Genomic DNA, 17,621 nt, shown 5'->3' with positions numbered 1-17,621 from the left:
CTAGGCGGCCGTAGAATCAGGTCAGTGAAGCCGACCGTCCGCACCGCCACGGCGGTCTGGATCGTCGGGCTCCTGGTCTACCTCGTCGCGGTGTTCCACCGCTCCTCGCTCGCGGTGGCCGGTCTCGCCGCCACCGAGCGCTTCGACATCTCCGCAGCCCAGCTGGCGACCTTCACGATGCTGCAGCTGCTGGTGTACGCCGCGATGCAGATCCCGGTGGGCCTGGCGGTCGACCGCTTCGGCTCGCGCAGCGTGCTGCTGACCGGCACGATCCTCATCACCGTCGCGCAGGCCGGGTTCGCCCTGGCGCCGTCGTACTCCCTGGCACTGGTCGCGCGGGTGTTCGTCGGGATGGGCGACGCGATGACGTTCATCTGCGTGCTGCGCCTGGTCAGCAGCTGGTTCCCGGCGCGGCGGATCCCGCTGGTCACCCAGCTGACCGGGACCCTCGGCCAGCTCGGCGCGGTCGCCGCGGCGATCCCGATGACCTGGGCGCTCCGCGAGGTCGGCTGGACCCGCGCCTACCTGGCCACCGCGTCCCTCGGCCTGCTGCTGACCGCCGCGATCCTCGTGGTGCTGTGGGACGCACCCGGCGTCCGGCACCTGCGCGGACCGGCGATGTCGCTGACAGCGGTGCGCACGAGCCTGGCGGCGTCCTGGGCGCACCCGGGGACACGGCTCGGGTTCTGGATGCACTTCTCGACGCAGTTCAGCGCCACCGCGCTCAGCCTGCTCTGGGGCTACCCGTTCTTCGTCCGCGGCGAGGGCCTCTCGTCCGGGACCGCCGGCGCGCTGCTCACGGTCATGGTGCTGGCCGTCATGTGCGCCGGCCCGATCCTGGGCTGGCTGGTCGGCGCGCACCCATGGCACCGCTCGACGACCGTGCTGGCCATCGTCTCCGTGATCGCCGGCGTGTGGACCGTGGTGCTCGCCTGGCCGGGCAACGCACCGCTGTGGCTGCTCGTCGTGCTCGCGGTCGTGGTCGGCGTCGGTGGCCCCGCGTCGATGATCGGCTTCGACCTGGGTCGTACGTCGAACCCGGCCGAGCGGTTCGCGAGCGCCACCGGGATCATCAACCAGGGCGGGTTCCTCGCCTCGCTGGTCCTGGTGATCACCATCGGGCTGATCCTCGACTGGCGCACGCCCGGGGACAGTGACGCCTACCCGCCCGAGGCGTTCCGCTGGGCGATGAGCGCGCAGTACGTGCTGTGGGCGCTGGGTCTCACCCAGGTCTACCGCTACCGCGTGAAGACCCGCCGCGTCGTCGACCGCGACGAGCTCGAGGGCATCACCCGCGCGGTCGGCTGACCGGCTGGTGCGCGGTCGGCGCGGGTTCAGCCCTTCCTGGTGCAGGTCAGCCGCCAGAGGTTGCGGCCGTTCTCGCGCTCGTAGGACAGGTCGTCGACAGCGGCCATCGCCAGCGCGAGCCCGCGCCCGGACTCGGCGAGCTCGTCGGGCATCGCCACGTCGCTGAGGTCGATCGACATCGGGAGGCCGTTGTCGCCGAAGGACGCGACGAGCTCGGTCTCGGTGGCCGCGACGGAGACGTCGAAGCGCCGGCTGCCGGTGTCGGTCGAGTCGATCTCGTAGGCGTGCTCGACGATGTTGCCGAGGATCTCGATGACCGCCATCTCGAAGCGGACCCGGTCGGTCGCGGCGACGTCGTCGTGAGCCTCCCACAGCTGCTCGAGCACGGCGTGGACCAGGCCCATCATCTCGGGGGTCGCGGGTGCCGACAGGTCGAGACGGCCGTCGTTGCCCTCAGTCATCGAACGCGTCCTCGACGGTGTCACGCGGCTTCAGCACGCGGTCCAGGTTCGTCAGGGAGAACACGGTGCGCACCGCCTCGGTCGGGCGCGCGACCCGCAGGTCGCCGCCGGCCTGGCGGGCGGACTTCAGGCCGGCGATGAGGGCGCCGAGGCCGGAGGAGTCGAGGAACGTCGTCTCCTCCATGTCGACGACGATGCGGTTGCGGCCGTCACCCACGAGCCCGTCGAGCACCTCCTTGAGCCGGCGGGCGGCCGCCATGTTCAGGCGGCCCTGGGGGCGCACGACGGCGATGCCCTGGGGGGTCGTCTCGACGGCGAACTCGATCATGCTGCTCCTCGGCGGGCTCGGATGATGGACGGTGGCTGTTCGGCCGCCGGGTCGAAGCCGCGGTAGCGCACAGCCTTGATGATGACGGAGAAGATCGCCAGGTCGAAGCCGACCCACACGATGTTGAAGAGGGTGCCGGGCACGTTGGCGTGGCCGGTCGACATCCGGACCACGCCGATGACGGCGGCCAGGACTAGCGCGACGATGGCCCACAGCTGTGGGCGCACCAGGTGCCACGGGCGGCGGTCGCTCTCCTGCTTCGTCTTCGGCGTGACGGCGAAGTCGAGAGATCTGCCGAAGACCACGTTCCCGACGGCGGAGGTGACCGACCTGATCCAGGTCGGGAACAGCGCCAGCGAGTACTGCTGCCCGCGCCAGGTCGGCCGCCCGTCCGCCACGATGAAGAACAGCAGCTGGTTGACGACCAGGAATGGCACGAGGCGGATGAAGAACTCGGTGCTCAGCGCCTGCACGGGCAGGATGCCGAGGGTGAGGTAGACGATCGGGGCGGCGAGGTAGACGATCGCGGCGAAGCCCGAGAGGTAGCTCCACATCGTGGAGAAGTACATCAGCCGCTGCGGCCAGGTCAGCCGCCGCTGGACGAGCGGGTTCTCGCGCAGCATCACCTGCATGGTGCCCTGCGCCCAGCGCAGCCGCTGGGTGAGCATGGTGGCCAGGTCCTCCGGCGCGAGGCCGTGGGCGAGCACCTCGTCGTGGTACGCCGTACGCCAGCCGAGGCCGTGGATGCGCATGCACGTGGCCATGTCCTCGGTCACCGAGATCGTCGCCATCGGCATGATCGGCTGGGCCTCACCGCCGAGGTCGACGTCGACGGCCTCGATCAGCGCCTGCACGGTCTCGACCGCGCCGAGCGGGGAGTACTCGCGGGCGGAGAGCTTGTCGAGCGCGTCCAGGTCGAGGCCGACGCCGTCGCCCGCGAGGTCGTCCAGCTCGGCGATCGCGGCCAGGTCGCTCTCGAGCGCGGTCAGGTCGGCGGCGACCATCTCGCGCCGGACCGCGGCCACGCGCTGCTGGAAGCGGTAGGTCACGTCCATGAGCGCCTCGCCGGCGTCGAGCTCCTGCTGCGCGCGCCGGAGGTCGAACTCGATCGCGTCGAGCGCGGCGCGCACCATCTGGTCGTCGCCGGTGAGGTCCTTGCGGGCCCGGCGCAGGACCGAGCGGGCGGTGCGCAGCGCCCGGCGTACGCCGGCCTCGACCTCGCCGGCGTAGCGGGACACGCCCAGCTGCATCAGCGCCTCGCGGCGGATGACGGCGTTCGAGCCGCAGAAGAACGCGGCGTTCCAGCCGTCCTTGCCCTGCTGGATCGGGCCGTAGAACAGCGGCGCCTGGCTGCCCAGCGGGTCGTCGGCCGGCACGTTCTCGAACCACTGCGGCGTCTGCACCAGCGCCATCCTCGGGTCGCGGAAGTAGCCGAGCGTGCGGTCGAGGATCTCCGGCAACGGCACCTGGTCGGCGTCGAGGATCAGCAGGAACTCGCCGTCGGTCATCAGCAGCGCGTTGTTGAGGTTGCCGGCCTTGGCGTGCCGGGCCTTGCCCGACCAGTCCTCGGACCGGGTGATCCAGCCGATGCCCTCGGCCTCGGCGGCCGCCTTCATCTCGGGTCGGGCACCGTCGTCCAGCACCCAGGTCCGGTGCGGGTAGTGGATGGCCGCCGCCGCGCGGGCGGTCCGCATCACCAGGTCGATGGGCTCGTTGTACGTCGCGATGAGCACGTCGACCGTGAGGTCCGGCTCCGGCTCCGGGGGCTCGCCGCGGTCGCGGCAGCGCCACATGGTCAGCCCGAAGAGCAGCGAGTCCACGAGGCTGTAGGTCTCCGCGACGACCAGGGGCACCGCGATCCACCACGCGTCCCAGTTGACCGACGCCAGCCAGCGCCATACGACGTAGTTGATCCCCAGGATCGCCGTCACCAGCACGACGATGCGGATCACCCATAGCCGGAGCCCCATGCCCCACCTTTCCCGAGAAGATGGTCCCCGTCGGTCATGTTCCCCTGTGACCAGGATCCATGTCGACCAGGGTTTGGTTCGCGGCGGCGCGGGCACGGTCGGGCCATGACGAACATCGATCTGGGTCGACCGGTCCAGGGGGACGTCGTCGAGCTGATCCTCGACGACCACCGCCGCTTCGAGGCGCTGCTGCGCGACCTGCGCGACAGCAGTCAGGACCGAGACGCCGTACGCCGGGCGTTCGCAGCGCTGCACGTCGCGCACGCGGAGGCCGAGGAGAAGCACGTCTATCCGAAGCTCAAGCGCAAGAACGCCGTCGACGACGAGGAGGCCGACCACGGCGTCGAGGAGCACGCCGAGGGCAACGAGGCGTTGCTCGCGGTCCTGGAGCTCAAGGGCACCGACACCCAGGCCTTCGACGACGCGGTCGAGGAGCTTGCCCGGCTGGTGAACCACCACCTCACCGAGGAGGAGCTGACGATCCTCAATCCGGCCCGCGAGGAGGTCGGCCCGCAGGTGCGCGCCGACCTCGGCGTGCTGTTCGCCGAGGAGCGCAACGCCCAGATCGACGCGGACTGCGGCCGGATCGAGAACGTCCGCCGCATCGTCGCCGAGGCGCGGCGCGAGGGCCTGCTCGACGACGACGAGGACGACGAGGACGACGACTGATTCCGCGCCGCGGCGTCACCAGGGTTCACTCGGCGGCGCGGAACACCGCCACGACCGTCACGTCGTCACTCGGCTGCATCCGGGCGGTGAGCTCGGCGACGTGGCCGAGCAGGTCGGTCGTGTCGCCGTACGCCGCGACCATCGCGCCGATCGGCTTCCACCACTCGACCTGGTCCTCGACGAGGTCGAGCAGGCCGTCGCTGAACAGCAGCATCCGGTCGCCGGGCTCGAGGCTCGTGGACCGCTCGGTCCAGTGCGCGTCGGACAGGATGCCGAGCGGCAGGTCGTCGCTGCGCAGCCGCTCGACGGTGCCGTCGGCGCGGACCACGAGGCACAGGCCGCTGCCCGCGTCGACGTAGCGGAAGTAGCCGTCGTCGAGGTCGATCGCCCCCTCGACCAGGGTCACGAACGCCCCCGCGCGCCGCAGGTCCGGGTCGAGCGCGCGTGCGACCTGGGTGACGGTGACGCCGAGGTCGACGCCGGCGACCACCGCCTGGTGAGTGCTGCGCAGCGCGGAGCGGACCCCGGCGCCCAGCAGGGCGGCGCCGGTGCCCTTGCCCATCACGTCGCCGATCCCGACGTGCAGCACCTCGTCGGAGACCGCGTAGTCGAACAGGTCACCGCCGACGGCCAGCGCCGGCAGGCACATGCCGTGCACGCTCCAGCCGGCCAGCCGGATCGGGCCCGCCGGCAGCATCGAGTTCTGGACCTGGGAGGCGTGGACCATCTCCGCGGAGGCCAGCAGCTCCTGCTCGGCCCAGGCGGCGAGGTCCTCGAGGGTCTGCTGCTCGTCGGCGTCGAGCTCGCGCACGCGGTCGTCGTAGAGGCAGAAGACGCCCACCGTGTGCCCGGCCGGGTCGCGCAGCGGCACGCCGGCGTAGAACCGGATCCCGTCGTTCACGACCGCCGGCAGACCCTGGAAGCGCAGGTCGAGGGTCGCGTCGGCGACGCGGACCTCCTCGTCCGCACGCGCGGTGTGGTTGCAGAACGTGTCCTCGCGCGGCATGACCCGCTGGTCGAACCCCTGGGCGCTCGGGAACCACGCCTGCTCGTCGTCGAGCACGGTGATGGAGGTCCACCGCACGTCGAAGATCGTGCGGGTCAGTCGGGTGATCCGGTCGAGCCGCTCGGAGCGCTGGTCCCAGTGTCCGAGGCTCTGGGCGACGCGGAGCGTGCTGGACGCCTGCTCGCTCATGATGGTCGTATCCTCCTCAGATCGGGGTGGTCTGGTCCAGCATGACCTACCACCGGTGCCGGGGACCTTGCGGGAAGGGGTGACATGGCCGCTCGGGCAGTCGTGGTCGAGGACGAGGCGGACACGCGGGAGCTGATCGACATCGTGCTCCGCAAGGCCGGCATCGAGGTGCACGGGGCGGAGACGGGGGACGAGGGGCTGCGGCTGATCCGTGACCTGAAGCCCGACCTCGTCACGCTCGACGTGCAGCTGCCGGACATGCAGGGGACCGAGGTGTGCCGACGGTTGCGGGAGTTCAGCGACACCTTCGTCATGATGATCACGTCGCGCACCGACGAGGTCGACCGGCTGCTGGCCCTCGACCTCGGCGCCGACGACTACCTCGCCAAGCCGTTCTCGACCCGGGAGCTCGGTGCGCGCAGCGCCGCGCTGCTCCGGCGGGCGCGCGCGGCGGAGCCGGAGCGGCCGGAGGACGACGTCGTGGAGGCGGGCGGGGGCCTGGTGCTGGTGCCGGTGCGCCACGTCGCGATGTTCGAGGGCAACCCGGTGCCGCTGACGCCCCCCGAGGTCGACGTGCTGGCCGTGCTGGCCCGCGAGCCCGGACGCGCCTGGGACCGCTCCGACCTGGTGAGCGAGGTCTGGGGCGGCGAGTTCATCGAGTCCGACTACCTGATCGACGTGCACGTCGCGAACCTGCGCCGCAAGCTCCGCAAGGCCGGCGCCGGCACCGACCGGATCCGCACCGTCGAGGGTGCGGCGTACGCGCTCGCCTCGGCGTAGCCGCTGTCAGACCGTCGGCCGTCAGACAGGTGGCCGGCGGACGGTGAGCCCGACCAGGCGGGCCACGACCAGCGCGACGTAGAAGACGCCGGCGACCATCTCGATCATCACCACGGACCGGGCGTGCTCCTGGACCGGGATGACGTCGGAGAGGCCGACGCTGGTCAGGGTCGAGAACGACAGGAACAGCAGCTCGAACCAGGTGCGCTCGCCCTCGCCGCCGTTGCCGATGAACGAGCCCGCCCAGACGACCTGGGTGGCGGCGAACAGGTAGGCGAAGCCCCAGGCGACGACCGTGAACGCCGCGCCGGTCGCGTAGAGCTCGTCGGTGGTGATCTGGTCGTCGTGGAACAGGTAGCGGATCATCGAGTACGACACGTAGAAGTAGAACGGCGCGTGCAGCAGCGCCGACGTCAGCACGATCCAGTCCGTGTCCGGCGATGCGGCCTCGAGGACCGTGAACGCCATCGCGGGGACCGCGACCGCCCCGACCACCCAGGTGAACGACGGCGTGCGCCGTACCGCCCAGACCGCGAGCACCACGACGCACATCTGCGCGACGCCGATGACCGCGCGTCCCGCGAAGTCCTTGCTCAGGAACGGGTAGGCGAGCACCGTCACGAGCTGGGCCCCCAGCAGCACCGCGGAGGGGTGCTTGCCGAGGACCTGGCGCACCGGCATGTGCTCGTGGGTCATCCGAGCGGCCCGCGTCCGCGCTGGTCCTTGGCCCGGCGCTTCTCGAGGCGGCGCAGCTCGGAGTCGACGATCTCGCGGTGCGAGCTCGCGACCCGCACGAGGTGCAGCAGGCTGAACGCGATGACGAAGCCGGGCCAGAAGAAGTACGGGTCGAACGTGCCGTCGCTGAAGCAGGTCGCGAACCAGATCGCGGTCGTCACCAGGCTCGCGCCGGCGAACGAGAACGACGCCTCGCGGCGCTTGGTCCGCCAGGCCCGCTCGGCGAGCGTCTCGAGGTCGCGGTGCGAGGCGTGCGCCAGGCTGCGCCCGGGAGTCGGCGGCGGCGCGACCAGGTCGTCGAGGATCGGCCGGAAGTCACCCAGCACCCGGAGGCCGTCCACGCGCTGGCTGCGCTCGTCGTACTCCTCGCGGTCGAGGCGGCCGTCGGCGTAGGCCTCGGCGAGCACCTGGTGCACGACCGCACGGTCGTGGTCGGACGCACGCAGGGCGGCGTACCGCGGCTCGCGCGGGTCGTAGGTGAACGACGACCAGACCTCCGGGGTGCCGGTCATCGGGGCGTCCTGGGCACGCGCACATCGTAGGAGCAGCGGTCCAGCCCACGTTTCACGCCCGTTACCTCCGGGGAGAAGCGTCGTTACGTGGGGTGGGAGCAGGGGAGCGCAGTCGGCGTTGCCCAGAACGAGAACACGTTCTAGTCTGTCCGGGTTGTCTAGACAGGGTTCGGGAGGTGGGCACGTGTCGGTCACTGCCGCCTCGGTGCTGCGCGGGCCCGGTGAGATCGCGGTGATGGTCGTCGAGGTCACCAAGCGGATCTTCACCCGGCCCTTCCAGTTCCGGGAGTTCATCGAGCAGGCCTGGTTCATCACCAGCGTGACCTTGATGCCCACGATCTTGGTGTCGATCCCGTTCGGCGCGGTGATCTCGCTGCAGGTCGGCAACCTCACCGGCCAGCTCGGCGCGCAGTCGTTCGCCGGCGCGACCGCGGTGCTCGCGGTCGTCCGGGAGGCGGCCCCGATCGCGGCGGCGCTGATCATCGCGGGTGCCGCGGGCTCCGCGATCTGCTCCGACATGGGCGCGCGCAAGATCCGCGAGGAGATCGACGCGATGGAGGTGCTCGGGGTCGACCCCCTGGAGCGGCTCATCGCGCCCCGTGTCGTCGCCACGATGTTCGTCGCCCTGATGATCAACGGCATCGTGATCGCCGCCGGCATCGGCGGCGGCTACTTCTTCACCGTGATCGTGCAGGGCGGCTCCGCCGGGGCGTTCCTGTCGTCGTTCACCGCGCTCGCGAGCCTGCCGGACCTCTACATCTCGATGATCAAGGCCGTCGTCTTCGGGTGGCTGGCCGCGATCGTCGGCGCATACAAGGGGCTGAACGCCGGCGGCGGACCCAGTGGTGTGGGCCGTGCGGTGAACGAGTCGGTGATCGTCGCGTTCATGCTGCTGTTCTTCCTGAACGCCATCATCACCGCGATCTACTTCCAAGTCGTCCCACCCCCGGGGCTGTGACGACATGGCGACCATCGGCACGTTCGGTTCCTCCTTCGCCCGCAGCTGGCGGTTCTCGCTGGAGCAGCGCGGCGACCAGCTGTTCTTCTACATCAAGGCGCTCGCCTGGGTGCCGCGCGCGATCCGCCGGTACCCCCGCGAGATCACCAACACGCTCGCCGAGGTCACTTTCGGTGCGGGCGGCCTCAGCCTGATCGCCGGCACCGTCGGCGTGATCGCGTTCCTCGCGTTCTTCGCCGGCACCGAGGTCGGCATCCAGGGCTACGCCTCGCTGAGCCAGATCGGCGTCGCGAAGTTCAGCGCGTTCATCTCGGCGTACTTCAACACCCGCGAGGTGGCGCCCCTGGTGTCGGCGATCGCGCTCGCCGCGACCGTCGGGTGCGGCTACACCGCCCGGCTCGGCGCGATGCGGATCTCGGAGGAGATCGACGCGCTCGAGGTGATGGGCATCCCGTCGCTGCCGTTCCTGGTGACCACCCGGATGATCGCGGCGTTCATCGCGGTGATCCCGCTCTACATCGTGGCGCTGTCCGCGTCGTACCTCTCGCCGCGGCTGATCACCACGCTGATCTACGGCCAGTCGTCGGGCACCTACGACCACTACTTCCTGCAGTTCCTGCCGCCGGTCGACATCCTGTGGTCGTTCTTCAAGCTGTTGTTCCTCGCGGTCGCGGTGATCCTGATCCACTGCTACTACGGCTACACCGCGTCGGGCGGGCCGGCCGGCGTGGGCATGGCGGTGGGCCGCGCGATCCGCACCAGCATCGTGACGATCGTGGTCGCCGACTTCTTCCTGAGCTTCGCGATCTGGGGCTCCACCACCACGGTGAGGATCACCGGCTGATGTTGGTGAACATCTACCACGACAGCCCGCGGGAGCACCGCCGGCTGCTGCTGGCCGGCGTCGCGTTCGTGACCGTGATCGCGCTGCTGATCGGGCTCTCCATCGCCATCTACAACAAGGCGTTCGAGCCGGCCACCCACGTGACCATCGAGGCGGACCGGGCCGGCCTCCAGCTCGCGAAGTTCGGCGACGTCCGGCTGAACGGCGCGCTGGTCGGCCAGGTGCGCTCGGTCGGCCAGGACGGCGACAAGGCCGTGATCGACGTGGCGCTCGAGCCGGACGAGGCCGACCAGATCCCCGACAACGTCACGGTCGAGATCCTGCCCACCACGTTGTTCGGCCAGAAGTTCGTGTCGTTCGTGCTCCCGGACGAGCCGTCGGGGACCGCGCTGGAGGACGGCGCGGTGATCCCGCCCGACCGGGTCGAGACCAACGTCGAGCTGAGCCGGATCCTCGCCGACCTGTTCCCGCTGCTGCGCGCGGTCCGGCCGGCCGACCTGAACGCGACGCTCAACGCCCTGTCGACCGCGCTCGGCGGTCGCGGCGAGCAGCTCGGCGAGACCATGGACCAGCTCGACGGCTACCTCGGTGAGATCGCGGACCACCTGCCGACACTGCGCGAGGACCTGGTCAAGCTCGCCGACGTCGCCGACACCTACGACATCGCCGCGCCCGACCTGCTCGACGTGCTGCGCGACATCACCACCACGAGCGAGACCGTGATCGACAACGAGAAGCAGATCGGGGTCTTCTTCTCCGACCTGCAGGGCCTGTCCGACACGTCGACGGCCGTGCTCCGCGAGAACGAGGCCAACCTGATCCGCCTGGGTGAGGTCACCGAGCCGTTCCTCAAGGTCCTCGCGACCTACGCGCCCGAGTTCCCGTGCCTGCTCAGCGGCGCCGCTCGCTATGCGCCGCGCCTGGCGCGCACGTTCGAGGGCAACCAGGTCAAGCAGTACCTCGAGGTCGGCACGCCGCAGTACAGCGCGTACGACGAGGACGACAAGCCGACGTTCGGCGAGGTCGGCCACGGCCCGTGGTGCCTGGGCCTGCCGAACCCGAAGGTGCCGCTGCCGCCGGTCGCGCTCGACCAGGGCAGCGACATCGACGAGAACCCGCCCACGGCGCTGATCCCCGACTACCTCGGCCTCAACCGCCCGGGTGCCGACTACAGCGGCACGGAGGGGGAGCAGACGATCGTGAACGCGCTCCTCGGCGCGCGCACCGGACAGCCGGCGGACAGCTTCGGCTCGCTCGGATCCCTGATGTACGGCCCGCTGGTCCGGCAGGGGGCGAACGCCCGATGAGCCGCAACTCGACGACGATCGCCGCGGGCGTCAAGCTCGCGATCTTCACGGTCATCTCGATCCTCGTGACCGGGATGCTCGCCGTGATCATGGGCAACATCGGCTTCGGTCCCGGCACGACGTACAAGGCGGTCTTCAGCACCGCCTCGATGCTCCAGAAGGGCGACGACGTCCGGGTCGCGGGCGTCAGCGTCGGTGAGGTGAAGGACGTCGAGCACCACGACCGGACCCAGGCGCTGGTGACGTTCCGGGTGCAGTCCGACGTCCCCCTGACGACGGCCTCGCGGGCGGAGATCCGGTTCCTGAACCTCGTCGGCGACCGCTACCTCGCGCTCGAGGAGGGCAGCGACACCGATGCCGAGCCGCTCGAGGGCGGCGCCACGATCCCGATCGAGCAGACCAAGCCCGCGCTCGACCTGACCGTGCTGTTCAACGGGTTCCAGCCGCTGTTCCAGGCGCTGAACCCCCAGCAGGTCAACGACCTGAGCATGAACCTCGTCCAGGTGCTGCAGGGCGAGGGCGGCACGGTCCAGGGACTGCTGCAGAAGACCGCGTCGCTCACCAACACCCTCGCCGACCGCGACGAGCTCATCGGCGGCGTCATCGACAACCTCACCCAGACGCTCACCACCGTCGACAGCCGGCATCAGCAGCTCAGCGAGCTCGTGGTGGGGCTGAAGGACTGGATGGCCGACCTGGCTGCCGACCGCAACCTCATCGGCTCCTCGCTCGACAACATCTCCGACCTGACGGTCGTCGTGGCCGACCTCATCCGGCAGGGCCGCCCGCTGATCAAGTCCGACGTGGCGAAGCTGCGCAAGCTGGCGGAGCTGCTGAACAAGAAGGAGAACCGCGCCCAGGTGGTCGAGATGCTCGACCGGCTCCCCGAGTCGATGACCGACCAGACCCGGACCGGCACCTACGGCTCCTGGTACAGCTACTACGTCTGCGGGTTCAGCGGCCGGATCACGCTGCCGCTGAGCCTCGGTGAGATCCCCGGCGTGCGGCAGCTGATGACGCTGCTCAACCGCTTGGAGTTCCACTCCTCGGCGCCGCGCTGCAACGGAGCGGGCGAATGAGCCGCCCGAGCGAGGCCCGCACGCTGCGGTGGGGAGCGATCACCCTGGTGGTGATGCTCCTGGTGATGGCGGCCGCCTTCAACCTCTCTCAGTTCCCGGGGTTCAAGGGCTCGACGTACCGCGCGGAGTTCACCGACGCCAGCGGGATCCGCAAGGGCAACATGGTGCAGGTCGGCGGCATCCGGGTGGGCCGGGTGCAGGAGGTCGCGCTGGAGGACAGCAGCACGGTCCTGGTCACGTTCGAGGTCGACAACGACGTCGAGCTCGGCGACGAGAGCCGCGCCTCGGTCGAGGTGCTCAACCTCCTCGGCGAGAAGTACCTCGAGCTCCAGCCCGCCGGTGAGGGCGACCTCGGCGACGACGTGATCCCCAGGGACCGCACCGAGTCGGCGTACGACATCGTCGGCGTCTTCGGCGACCTGACCACCACGACCGAGCGGATCGACACCGACCAGCTCACGAAGGCGCTGGACATCGTCGCGGACACCACCAACCAGGCGGCACCCGAGATCGAGCAGAGCTTCCGCGGCATCGCGCGGCTCTCCCAGACGGTCGCGTCGCGCGACGAGCAGATCCAGGCGCTGCTGAAGAGCTCGCAGAGCGTCAGCAAGGTGCTCGCCGCGCGCAGCGAGGACCTGGTCGAGCTGATGAAGAACAGCGACCTGGTGTTCGAGGAGGTGAAGCGCCGCAAGGAGGCGATCCACCTGCTGCTCGTCAACGCCCGCGACCTCGCCGAGCAGCTGCGCGGCGTGGCCGAGGACAACCAGGCGCAGATGGCGCCGGCCCTGAAGGAGGTCGACGACCTGCTCTCGCTGCTGGTGAGCAAGGAGAAGGAGCTCAAGGCGACGCTGGCCGCGCTCGGCCCCTACGTGTCGATCCTCGGCAACATCATCGGGACCGGCCCGTGGTTCGACGCCTACGCGGCCAACCTCCTCGCGATCCCGACCGGCGAGTTCCTCCCCGGATTCACGGAGGCGAACTGATGGACGTGCTGAGCAGGACGAGCGGGCGGATCGTCGCCGTGGTGCTGGCGCTGGTGCTGGTGGCGGGGATCTGGTTCTTCGCGGTGCGCGACAGCACCGAGACCAAGACCGTCACCGCGCACTTCCCGCGCGCGGTGAGCATCTACCCCGGAAGCGACGTGCGGATCCTCGGGGTGAACGTCGGCGAGGTCACCAGTGTGGCCCCGGAGGGCAACTCGGTGCGGGTCGAGATGGAGTACGACGCGCAGTACAAGGTGCCGTCCGACGCGAAGGCCGTCATCGTCACCCCGACCCTGGTCGCGGACCGGTTCGTCCAGCTGACCCCGGCGTACGACCCGGGCGACGCGGTGATGGCCGACGGTGCGGACATCGCGCTGCCGGACACGGGTGTGCCGGTCGAGCTCGACCGGATCTACGCGAGCCTGCGCGACCTGTCGGCGGCGCTCGGACCGAACGGCGTGAACAAGGACGGCACGCTCGACAACGTCCTGGAGGCCGGCGCCCAGGCGCTGGACGGCCAGGGTGAGCTCGGCAACCAGATGCTGACCGAGCTCGCCGCCGCGGCGGAGACCTTCGGCGAGGGCGCGGGGCCCCTGTTCGAGACCGTCACCCAGCTCGCCGAGTTCAGCACGACGCTCGCGGAGAACGACCGGCTCGTCCGCGCGTTCATCCGCGACCTGGCCGACGTGACCGCCCAGCTGTCCGACGAGCGGCAGGAGATCCAGGGGGCGCTGGCGTCGGTCGCCGACGCGGTCGGCACCGTCCGCACGTTCGTCCACGACAACCGGGACGCGCTGGTGACCGACGTCGAGAAGCTCACGCGGGTGATGAAGACGATCAACTCGGAGCGCGACAGCATCGACGACGCGCTGCGGATCGCGCCGGTCGCGATCGGCAACCTCGGGCTCGCGTTCAACAGCCAGACCGGCACCATCGGCTCGCGGATCGGGATCAGCGGCAACCTGTGGGACGCCGACGGCTTCCTGTGCGCCGTCGTCCAGCAGGCGGGTCTGCCGCGGGCCGCCGCCGACCTCGCGTGCCGGCTGTTCGAGCAGCTCCTGGAGCCGGTCGAGGACCAGCTGCCGACGGTCCCGCCGGCGGTCCCGAACCGGCCCGCCCCGAACCTCGGTGGGGCGTCCTCCGGGTCGCTGTCGTCGATGATGGGAGGCGGCTCGTGAAGCGGCTCCTCCTCGGCCTGGTCTCGCTGGCGCTCGTGACGACCGCCTGCGACTTCGACGGCGCCTACGACCTGCCGCTGCCCGGCTCTCCTGTGGACGAGGACAGCTCGTTCGAGGTCACCGCGGAGTTCGCGGACATCCTCAACGTCGTGCCCCGCTCGCCGGTGATGGTCGATGACGTCACCGTCGGCGAGGTCACCGACGTCGAGCGCGTGGGGTGGCACGCGCGTGTCACGCTCCGGATCCGCGACGACGTGGACCTCCCCGACAACGCGGTCGCCGACATCCGGCAGGTCAGCCTGCTCGGCGAGAAGTACGTCGCGCTCGAGGCGCCGACCGACGTCGCGCCCAGCGGCAACCTGTCGGAGGGCGACACCATCGACCTCGCCGACACCGGTCGCAACCCGGAGGTCGAGGAGGTGCTCGGGGCGCTGTCGTTCCTGCTGAGCGGCGGCGGAGTCGCGCAGCTCGGCACGATCACGCACGAGCTGAACGCCGTGATGGACGGTCGCACCGACCGGCTCCGGCACCTGCTCGGGTCGCTGGAGGACGTGGTCGGCACCATCGACGACCAGAAGGAGGACATCCTCCGCGCGATGGAGTCGATCAACAGCCTCACCGCGACGCTCAACGCCGAGAAGGACACGATCACCGACGCACTCGACGTGACCGGCCCCGCCATCGAGGTGCTGGCCGCCCAGCACGACGAGCTGATCGCGATGCTGGGCTCGCTCGACGAGCTCGGCGAGGTCGGCACCCGCGTGATCACCCAGAGCAAGGACGACATCCTCGCGTCGCTGGACCACCTGCAGCCGGTGCTGCAGCGGCTGCACGAGGCCGGCGCCGACCTCGCGCCCGGGCTGAACCTGCTGGTGAGCTTCCCGTTCCCCAAGGAAGCGGGCGAGATCGTCAAGGGCGACTACGCCAACACGTCGATCCGCGCCGACATCAACCTGGAGAACATCATCCCCAACGGCCAGCCGGGCGGCGGCATCCCGCCGATCCTGCCGGACCCCGGTGAGGTGCTCACCAACGTCGAGAAGTGCCTGCGCTCCGGCGACATCCAGAGCAAGGCCTGCGTCAAGCTGCTCGACAACCTGCGGCTGTTCAAGAACCTGAAGAAGGAGTGCCGCAAGAAGAAGTACGACCAGAACCCGGTCTGCGTCGTCATCCGGGCGCTCCCGGGCGCCGGTGACGGGCTGGACCTCCAGGGCGTGCTCGACTACCTGCTCGGCATCCTCGGTCTCCCGGGCGGCGACACCGGCGGGCTCCCGGAGCTGCCCGGTCTCCCTGGCTTCCCCGGCCTCGGCGGACTGCTCGGTGATGCGCTCGCGGACGGTCGGCCGAGCGCCGAGCCGAGCGCGAGCGGGCTGTTCGGAGGTGGCTCATGACCCGCGGCGTGAAGATCCGGATCGCGGCGTTCATCGTGCTCAGCGCGGTCGGCATCGTCTACATGGCCGGGTCCTACCTCGGACTCGTCGACAAGGTCCTCGGGCGTGGGCTGACCGTGCACGCCACCCTGCCGACCTCGGGCGGGCTGTTCGAGGGCAGCGAGGTGACCTACCGCGGCGTGAAGGTCGGCAAGGTCGCCCGGATGGACGCGACCGCCGAGGGGGTCACGCTCGACCTCAACCTCCAAGACGGCACCGAGCTCCCGCTCGACTCCGCGATGCACGTGCACAACCTGTCGGCGGTGGGGGAGCAGTACCTCGACTTCGAACCGCCCGACGACGACGGCCCGTACGCCGAGAACGGCCACACGTTCGAGGGCGACGAGGAGTCACTCCCGGTCGACGAGGCGGACCTCCTGGTCGAGCTCGACAGCTTCGTCGGCTCGGTGGACCAGGACAACCTGACCACCGTCGTCCGCGAGCTCGGCACGATGTTCAATGACACCGGCCGGCCGCTGCAACGGCTGCTGGACAACGGCAGCACGTTCGTCCGGGAGGCGGCCGCCCACACCGAGGAGACCATCCGGCTGCTCGACCAGGGCAAGCGGGTGCTGACCACCCAGCAGGGCGAGCGCGAGAACATCACCAGCCTCGCCGGCGACCTGGCCGAGATCACCGACGCCCTCGCCCGCAGCGACGACGACCTCGAGCGGGTCCTCGACGGGACGCCGCGCGCCGCCCGCGAGGTCGACGCGCTGCTGCGCGACCTCCAGCCGACGCTGCCGGTCCTGCTGGGCAACGCGGTCAGCGTCAACCAGGTCGTGGTCACCCACCTCGCCGGGCTCGAGCAGCTGCTGGTCACCTACCCGACGACGATCGCGAGCGGGTTCACCGGGACGCCCGGCGACGGGTACGGACACGTCAACCTGCAGCTCGACTACCGCCAGCCGCCGTGCACCGAGGGGTACAAGCCGCGCAGCGAGTGGCGGCGTACCAACGACCTCACGGACTCGCCGATCTACCCCGCGCAGTGCGCCAGCGGTCCGCCGTTCGTGATGCGCGGTCCCAAGTACTCCCCGAACTCCGGCCAGAACTCCGGCCCGAACTCCCCGGGACGGGTCTACCGCTCGTCCTACGACCCGCGCAGCGGCTTGGTGTCGGGAGCGGTCGATCGGCACGGCAACCCCGTACGATTCGTCGATCAGGGTGACCTGTCGATCCTGGGAGGGGATGGATGGAAGTGGCTCCTGGCGAGCTCCGTGATGAACCCGTGACGCGGGTCCGTCTCGACATCGCCCTGTTCGCGGTCGCGCTGCTGCTGGCCTGTGCGGTCGTCTTCGGCGGGGTGCTCGTCTACAAGGAGCACCAGAACCGTGAGAGCGAGGCGGTCGCCCAGGCGCGGTACGGCGCCGTGCTCGCGGCGGCACGCGACGAGGTCGAGGCGTTCATCAACATCGACTACCGCGACGCCCAGGCGAGCATCGACGCCGTCGCCGAAGGCGCGACCGGCGAGTTCGCCGAGCAGTACGACTCCTCGACCGAGGGTGTCGTGCAGCTGCTCGAGCAGAACCAGTCCGTGATGGACGGCGAGGTGCTCTCGGCCGGCGTCGTCGACCTCGACGGCGACAGCGCGACGGTCCTCGCCTCCACCAAGGGCACCGTCGCGAACAAGGCGTCCGGCAACAAGCCGGTCGCGCGCTACTTCCGGCTCAAGCTCGACCTGCAGTACGTCGACGGCGAGTGGCGCACCAGCAACCTGGAGTTCGTGAGCTGATGACGTCACGCAACCCGACGGGCAAGCCGAAGAAGATCGCCGGACGGCGGTCGGAACCGGTGGTTGAGGTGCGAGGCGCGCCAGCGCCGAGCCTCGAAACCACCGCACCTGCCGACGACGGTGGTTTCGAGGCTCGCTCCGCTCGCACC

Annotated in this window: 18 protein-coding genes; 12 read left to right on the top strand and 6 right to left on the bottom strand. The window is 70.2% G+C overall.

The annotated features are described in order from the left end of the window. Positions 1-24 precede the first annotated feature (24 nt). Positions 25-1,308 (top strand): MFS transporter, encoded by a 1,284-nt coding sequence (locus tag ABD875_RS03830; protein ID WP_345171374.1) that lies wholly within the window; start codon positions 25-27, stop codon positions 1,306-1,308. 26 nt (positions 1,309-1,334) lie between these two features. On the opposite strand, the gene ABD875_RS03825 is transcribed toward ABD875_RS03830, so the two are convergent. Genes ABD875_RS03825 through ABD875_RS03815 form a run of 3 tightly spaced genes read right to left on the bottom strand, consistent with a single transcriptional unit; the run spans position 1,335 to position 4,067 of the window. Further along, a complete protein-coding gene (locus ABD875_RS03825; RefSeq protein ID WP_345171372.1) occupies positions 1,335-1,769 on the bottom strand; it encodes an ATP-binding protein in 435 nt (144 codons plus the stop codon). After that, positions 1,762-2,097 (bottom strand): STAS domain-containing protein, encoded by a 336-nt coding sequence (locus ABD875_RS03820; protein ID WP_345171369.1) that lies wholly within the window; start codon positions 2,095-2,097, stop codon positions 1,762-1,764. The genes ABD875_RS03825 and ABD875_RS03820 overlap by 8 nt, the downstream gene beginning before the upstream one ends. Continuing rightward, complete coding sequence (locus ABD875_RS03815; protein WP_345171367.1) at positions 2,094-4,067, bottom strand: glycosyltransferase family 2 protein; 1,974 nt, start codon at positions 4,065-4,067, stop codon at positions 2,094-2,096. The genes ABD875_RS03820 and ABD875_RS03815 overlap by 4 nt, the downstream gene beginning before the upstream one ends. 105 nt (positions 4,068-4,172) lie before the next feature. On the opposite strand from ABD875_RS03815, the gene ABD875_RS03810 reads away from it, so the two are divergent. Then, a complete protein-coding gene (locus ABD875_RS03810; protein ID WP_345171365.1) occupies positions 4,173-4,736 on the top strand; it encodes a hemerythrin domain-containing protein in 564 nt (187 codons plus the stop codon). 25 nt (positions 4,737-4,761) lie between these two features. Here ABD875_RS03810 and ABD875_RS03805 read toward each other — a convergent pair whose 3' ends face one another. Then, a complete protein-coding gene (locus tag ABD875_RS03805) occupies positions 4,762-5,931 on the bottom strand; it encodes a PP2C family protein-serine/threonine phosphatase (RefSeq protein WP_345171363.1) in 1,170 nt (389 codons plus the stop codon). A gap of 84 nt (positions 5,932-6,015) precedes the next feature. On the opposite strand from ABD875_RS03805, the gene ABD875_RS03800 reads away from it, so the two are divergent. After that, positions 6,016-6,711, top strand: a complete 696-nt coding sequence (locus tag ABD875_RS03800) for a response regulator transcription factor (RefSeq protein ID WP_345171361.1) — start codon at positions 6,016-6,018, stop codon at positions 6,709-6,711. Between the two features lie 21 nt (positions 6,712-6,732). On the opposite strand, the gene ABD875_RS03795 is transcribed toward ABD875_RS03800, so the two are convergent. Further along, positions 6,733-7,407, bottom strand: coding sequence for an ion channel (locus tag ABD875_RS03795; protein WP_345171359.1), 675 nt, complete (start codon positions 7,405-7,407; stop codon positions 6,733-6,735). Next, positions 7,404-7,958 (bottom strand): DUF1707 SHOCT-like domain-containing protein, encoded by a 555-nt coding sequence (locus ABD875_RS03790; RefSeq protein ID WP_345171357.1) that lies wholly within the window; start codon positions 7,956-7,958, stop codon positions 7,404-7,406. Before ABD875_RS03790 ends, ABD875_RS03795 begins: the two co-directional genes overlap by 4 nt. 184 nt (positions 7,959-8,142) lie before the next feature. Between ABD875_RS03790 and ABD875_RS03785 the strand changes: the two genes are divergently transcribed. The 9 genes from ABD875_RS03785 to ABD875_RS03745 are packed head-to-tail and all read left to right on the top strand — an operon-like array spanning position 8,143 to position 17,472. Beyond that, a complete protein-coding gene (locus ABD875_RS03785) occupies positions 8,143-8,916 on the top strand; it encodes an MlaE family ABC transporter permease (RefSeq protein WP_425576180.1) in 774 nt (257 codons plus the stop codon). A gap of 4 nt (positions 8,917-8,920) precedes the next feature. Next, on the top strand, positions 8,921-9,760 hold the full coding sequence (locus ABD875_RS03780) for an ABC transporter permease (protein ID WP_345171355.1): 840 nt from the start codon (positions 8,921-8,923) through the stop codon (positions 9,758-9,760). After that, positions 9,760-11,067 (top strand): MCE family protein, encoded by a 1,308-nt coding sequence (locus ABD875_RS03775; RefSeq protein WP_345171353.1) that lies wholly within the window; start codon positions 9,760-9,762, stop codon positions 11,065-11,067. The genes ABD875_RS03780 and ABD875_RS03775 overlap by 1 nt, the downstream gene beginning before the upstream one ends. Next, positions 11,064-12,146, top strand: a complete 1,083-nt coding sequence (locus ABD875_RS03770; protein ID WP_345171351.1) for an MCE family protein — start codon at positions 11,064-11,066, stop codon at positions 12,144-12,146. Before ABD875_RS03775 ends, ABD875_RS03770 begins: the two co-directional genes overlap by 4 nt. Continuing rightward, complete coding sequence (locus ABD875_RS03765; protein WP_345171349.1) at positions 12,143-13,129, top strand: MCE family protein; 987 nt, start codon at positions 12,143-12,145, stop codon at positions 13,127-13,129. The genes ABD875_RS03770 and ABD875_RS03765 overlap by 4 nt, the downstream gene beginning before the upstream one ends. Then, entirely contained in the window at positions 13,129-14,307 is a 1,179-nt protein-coding gene (locus ABD875_RS03760; protein ID WP_345171347.1) for an MCE family protein, read from the top strand. The genes ABD875_RS03765 and ABD875_RS03760 overlap by 1 nt, the downstream gene beginning before the upstream one ends. Beyond that, a complete protein-coding gene (locus tag ABD875_RS03755) occupies positions 14,304-15,698 on the top strand; it encodes an MCE family protein (protein WP_345171345.1) in 1,395 nt (464 codons plus the stop codon). Before ABD875_RS03760 ends, ABD875_RS03755 begins: the two co-directional genes overlap by 4 nt. After that, on the top strand, positions 15,695-16,972 hold the full coding sequence (locus ABD875_RS03750) for an MCE family protein (protein WP_345171343.1): 1,278 nt from the start codon (positions 15,695-15,697) through the stop codon (positions 16,970-16,972). Before ABD875_RS03755 ends, ABD875_RS03750 begins: the two co-directional genes overlap by 4 nt. Beyond that, the gene (locus ABD875_RS03745; RefSeq protein WP_345171341.1) at positions 16,969-17,472 is read left to right on the top strand and encodes a nuclear transport factor 2 family protein; all 504 of its coding nucleotides are present in this window, start codon (positions 16,969-16,971) and stop codon (positions 17,470-17,472) included. Before ABD875_RS03750 ends, ABD875_RS03745 begins: the two co-directional genes overlap by 4 nt. Positions 17,473-17,621: the final 149 nt, after the last annotated feature.

This window comes from Nocardioides caricicola (assembly GCF_039541135.1).
GTDB lineage: Bacteria > Actinomycetota > Actinomycetes > Propionibacteriales > Nocardioidaceae > Nocardioides > Nocardioides caricicola.
Note: the sequence above shows the minus strand (reverse complement) of the source record. Positions and strands in the feature narration are given on the sequence as shown.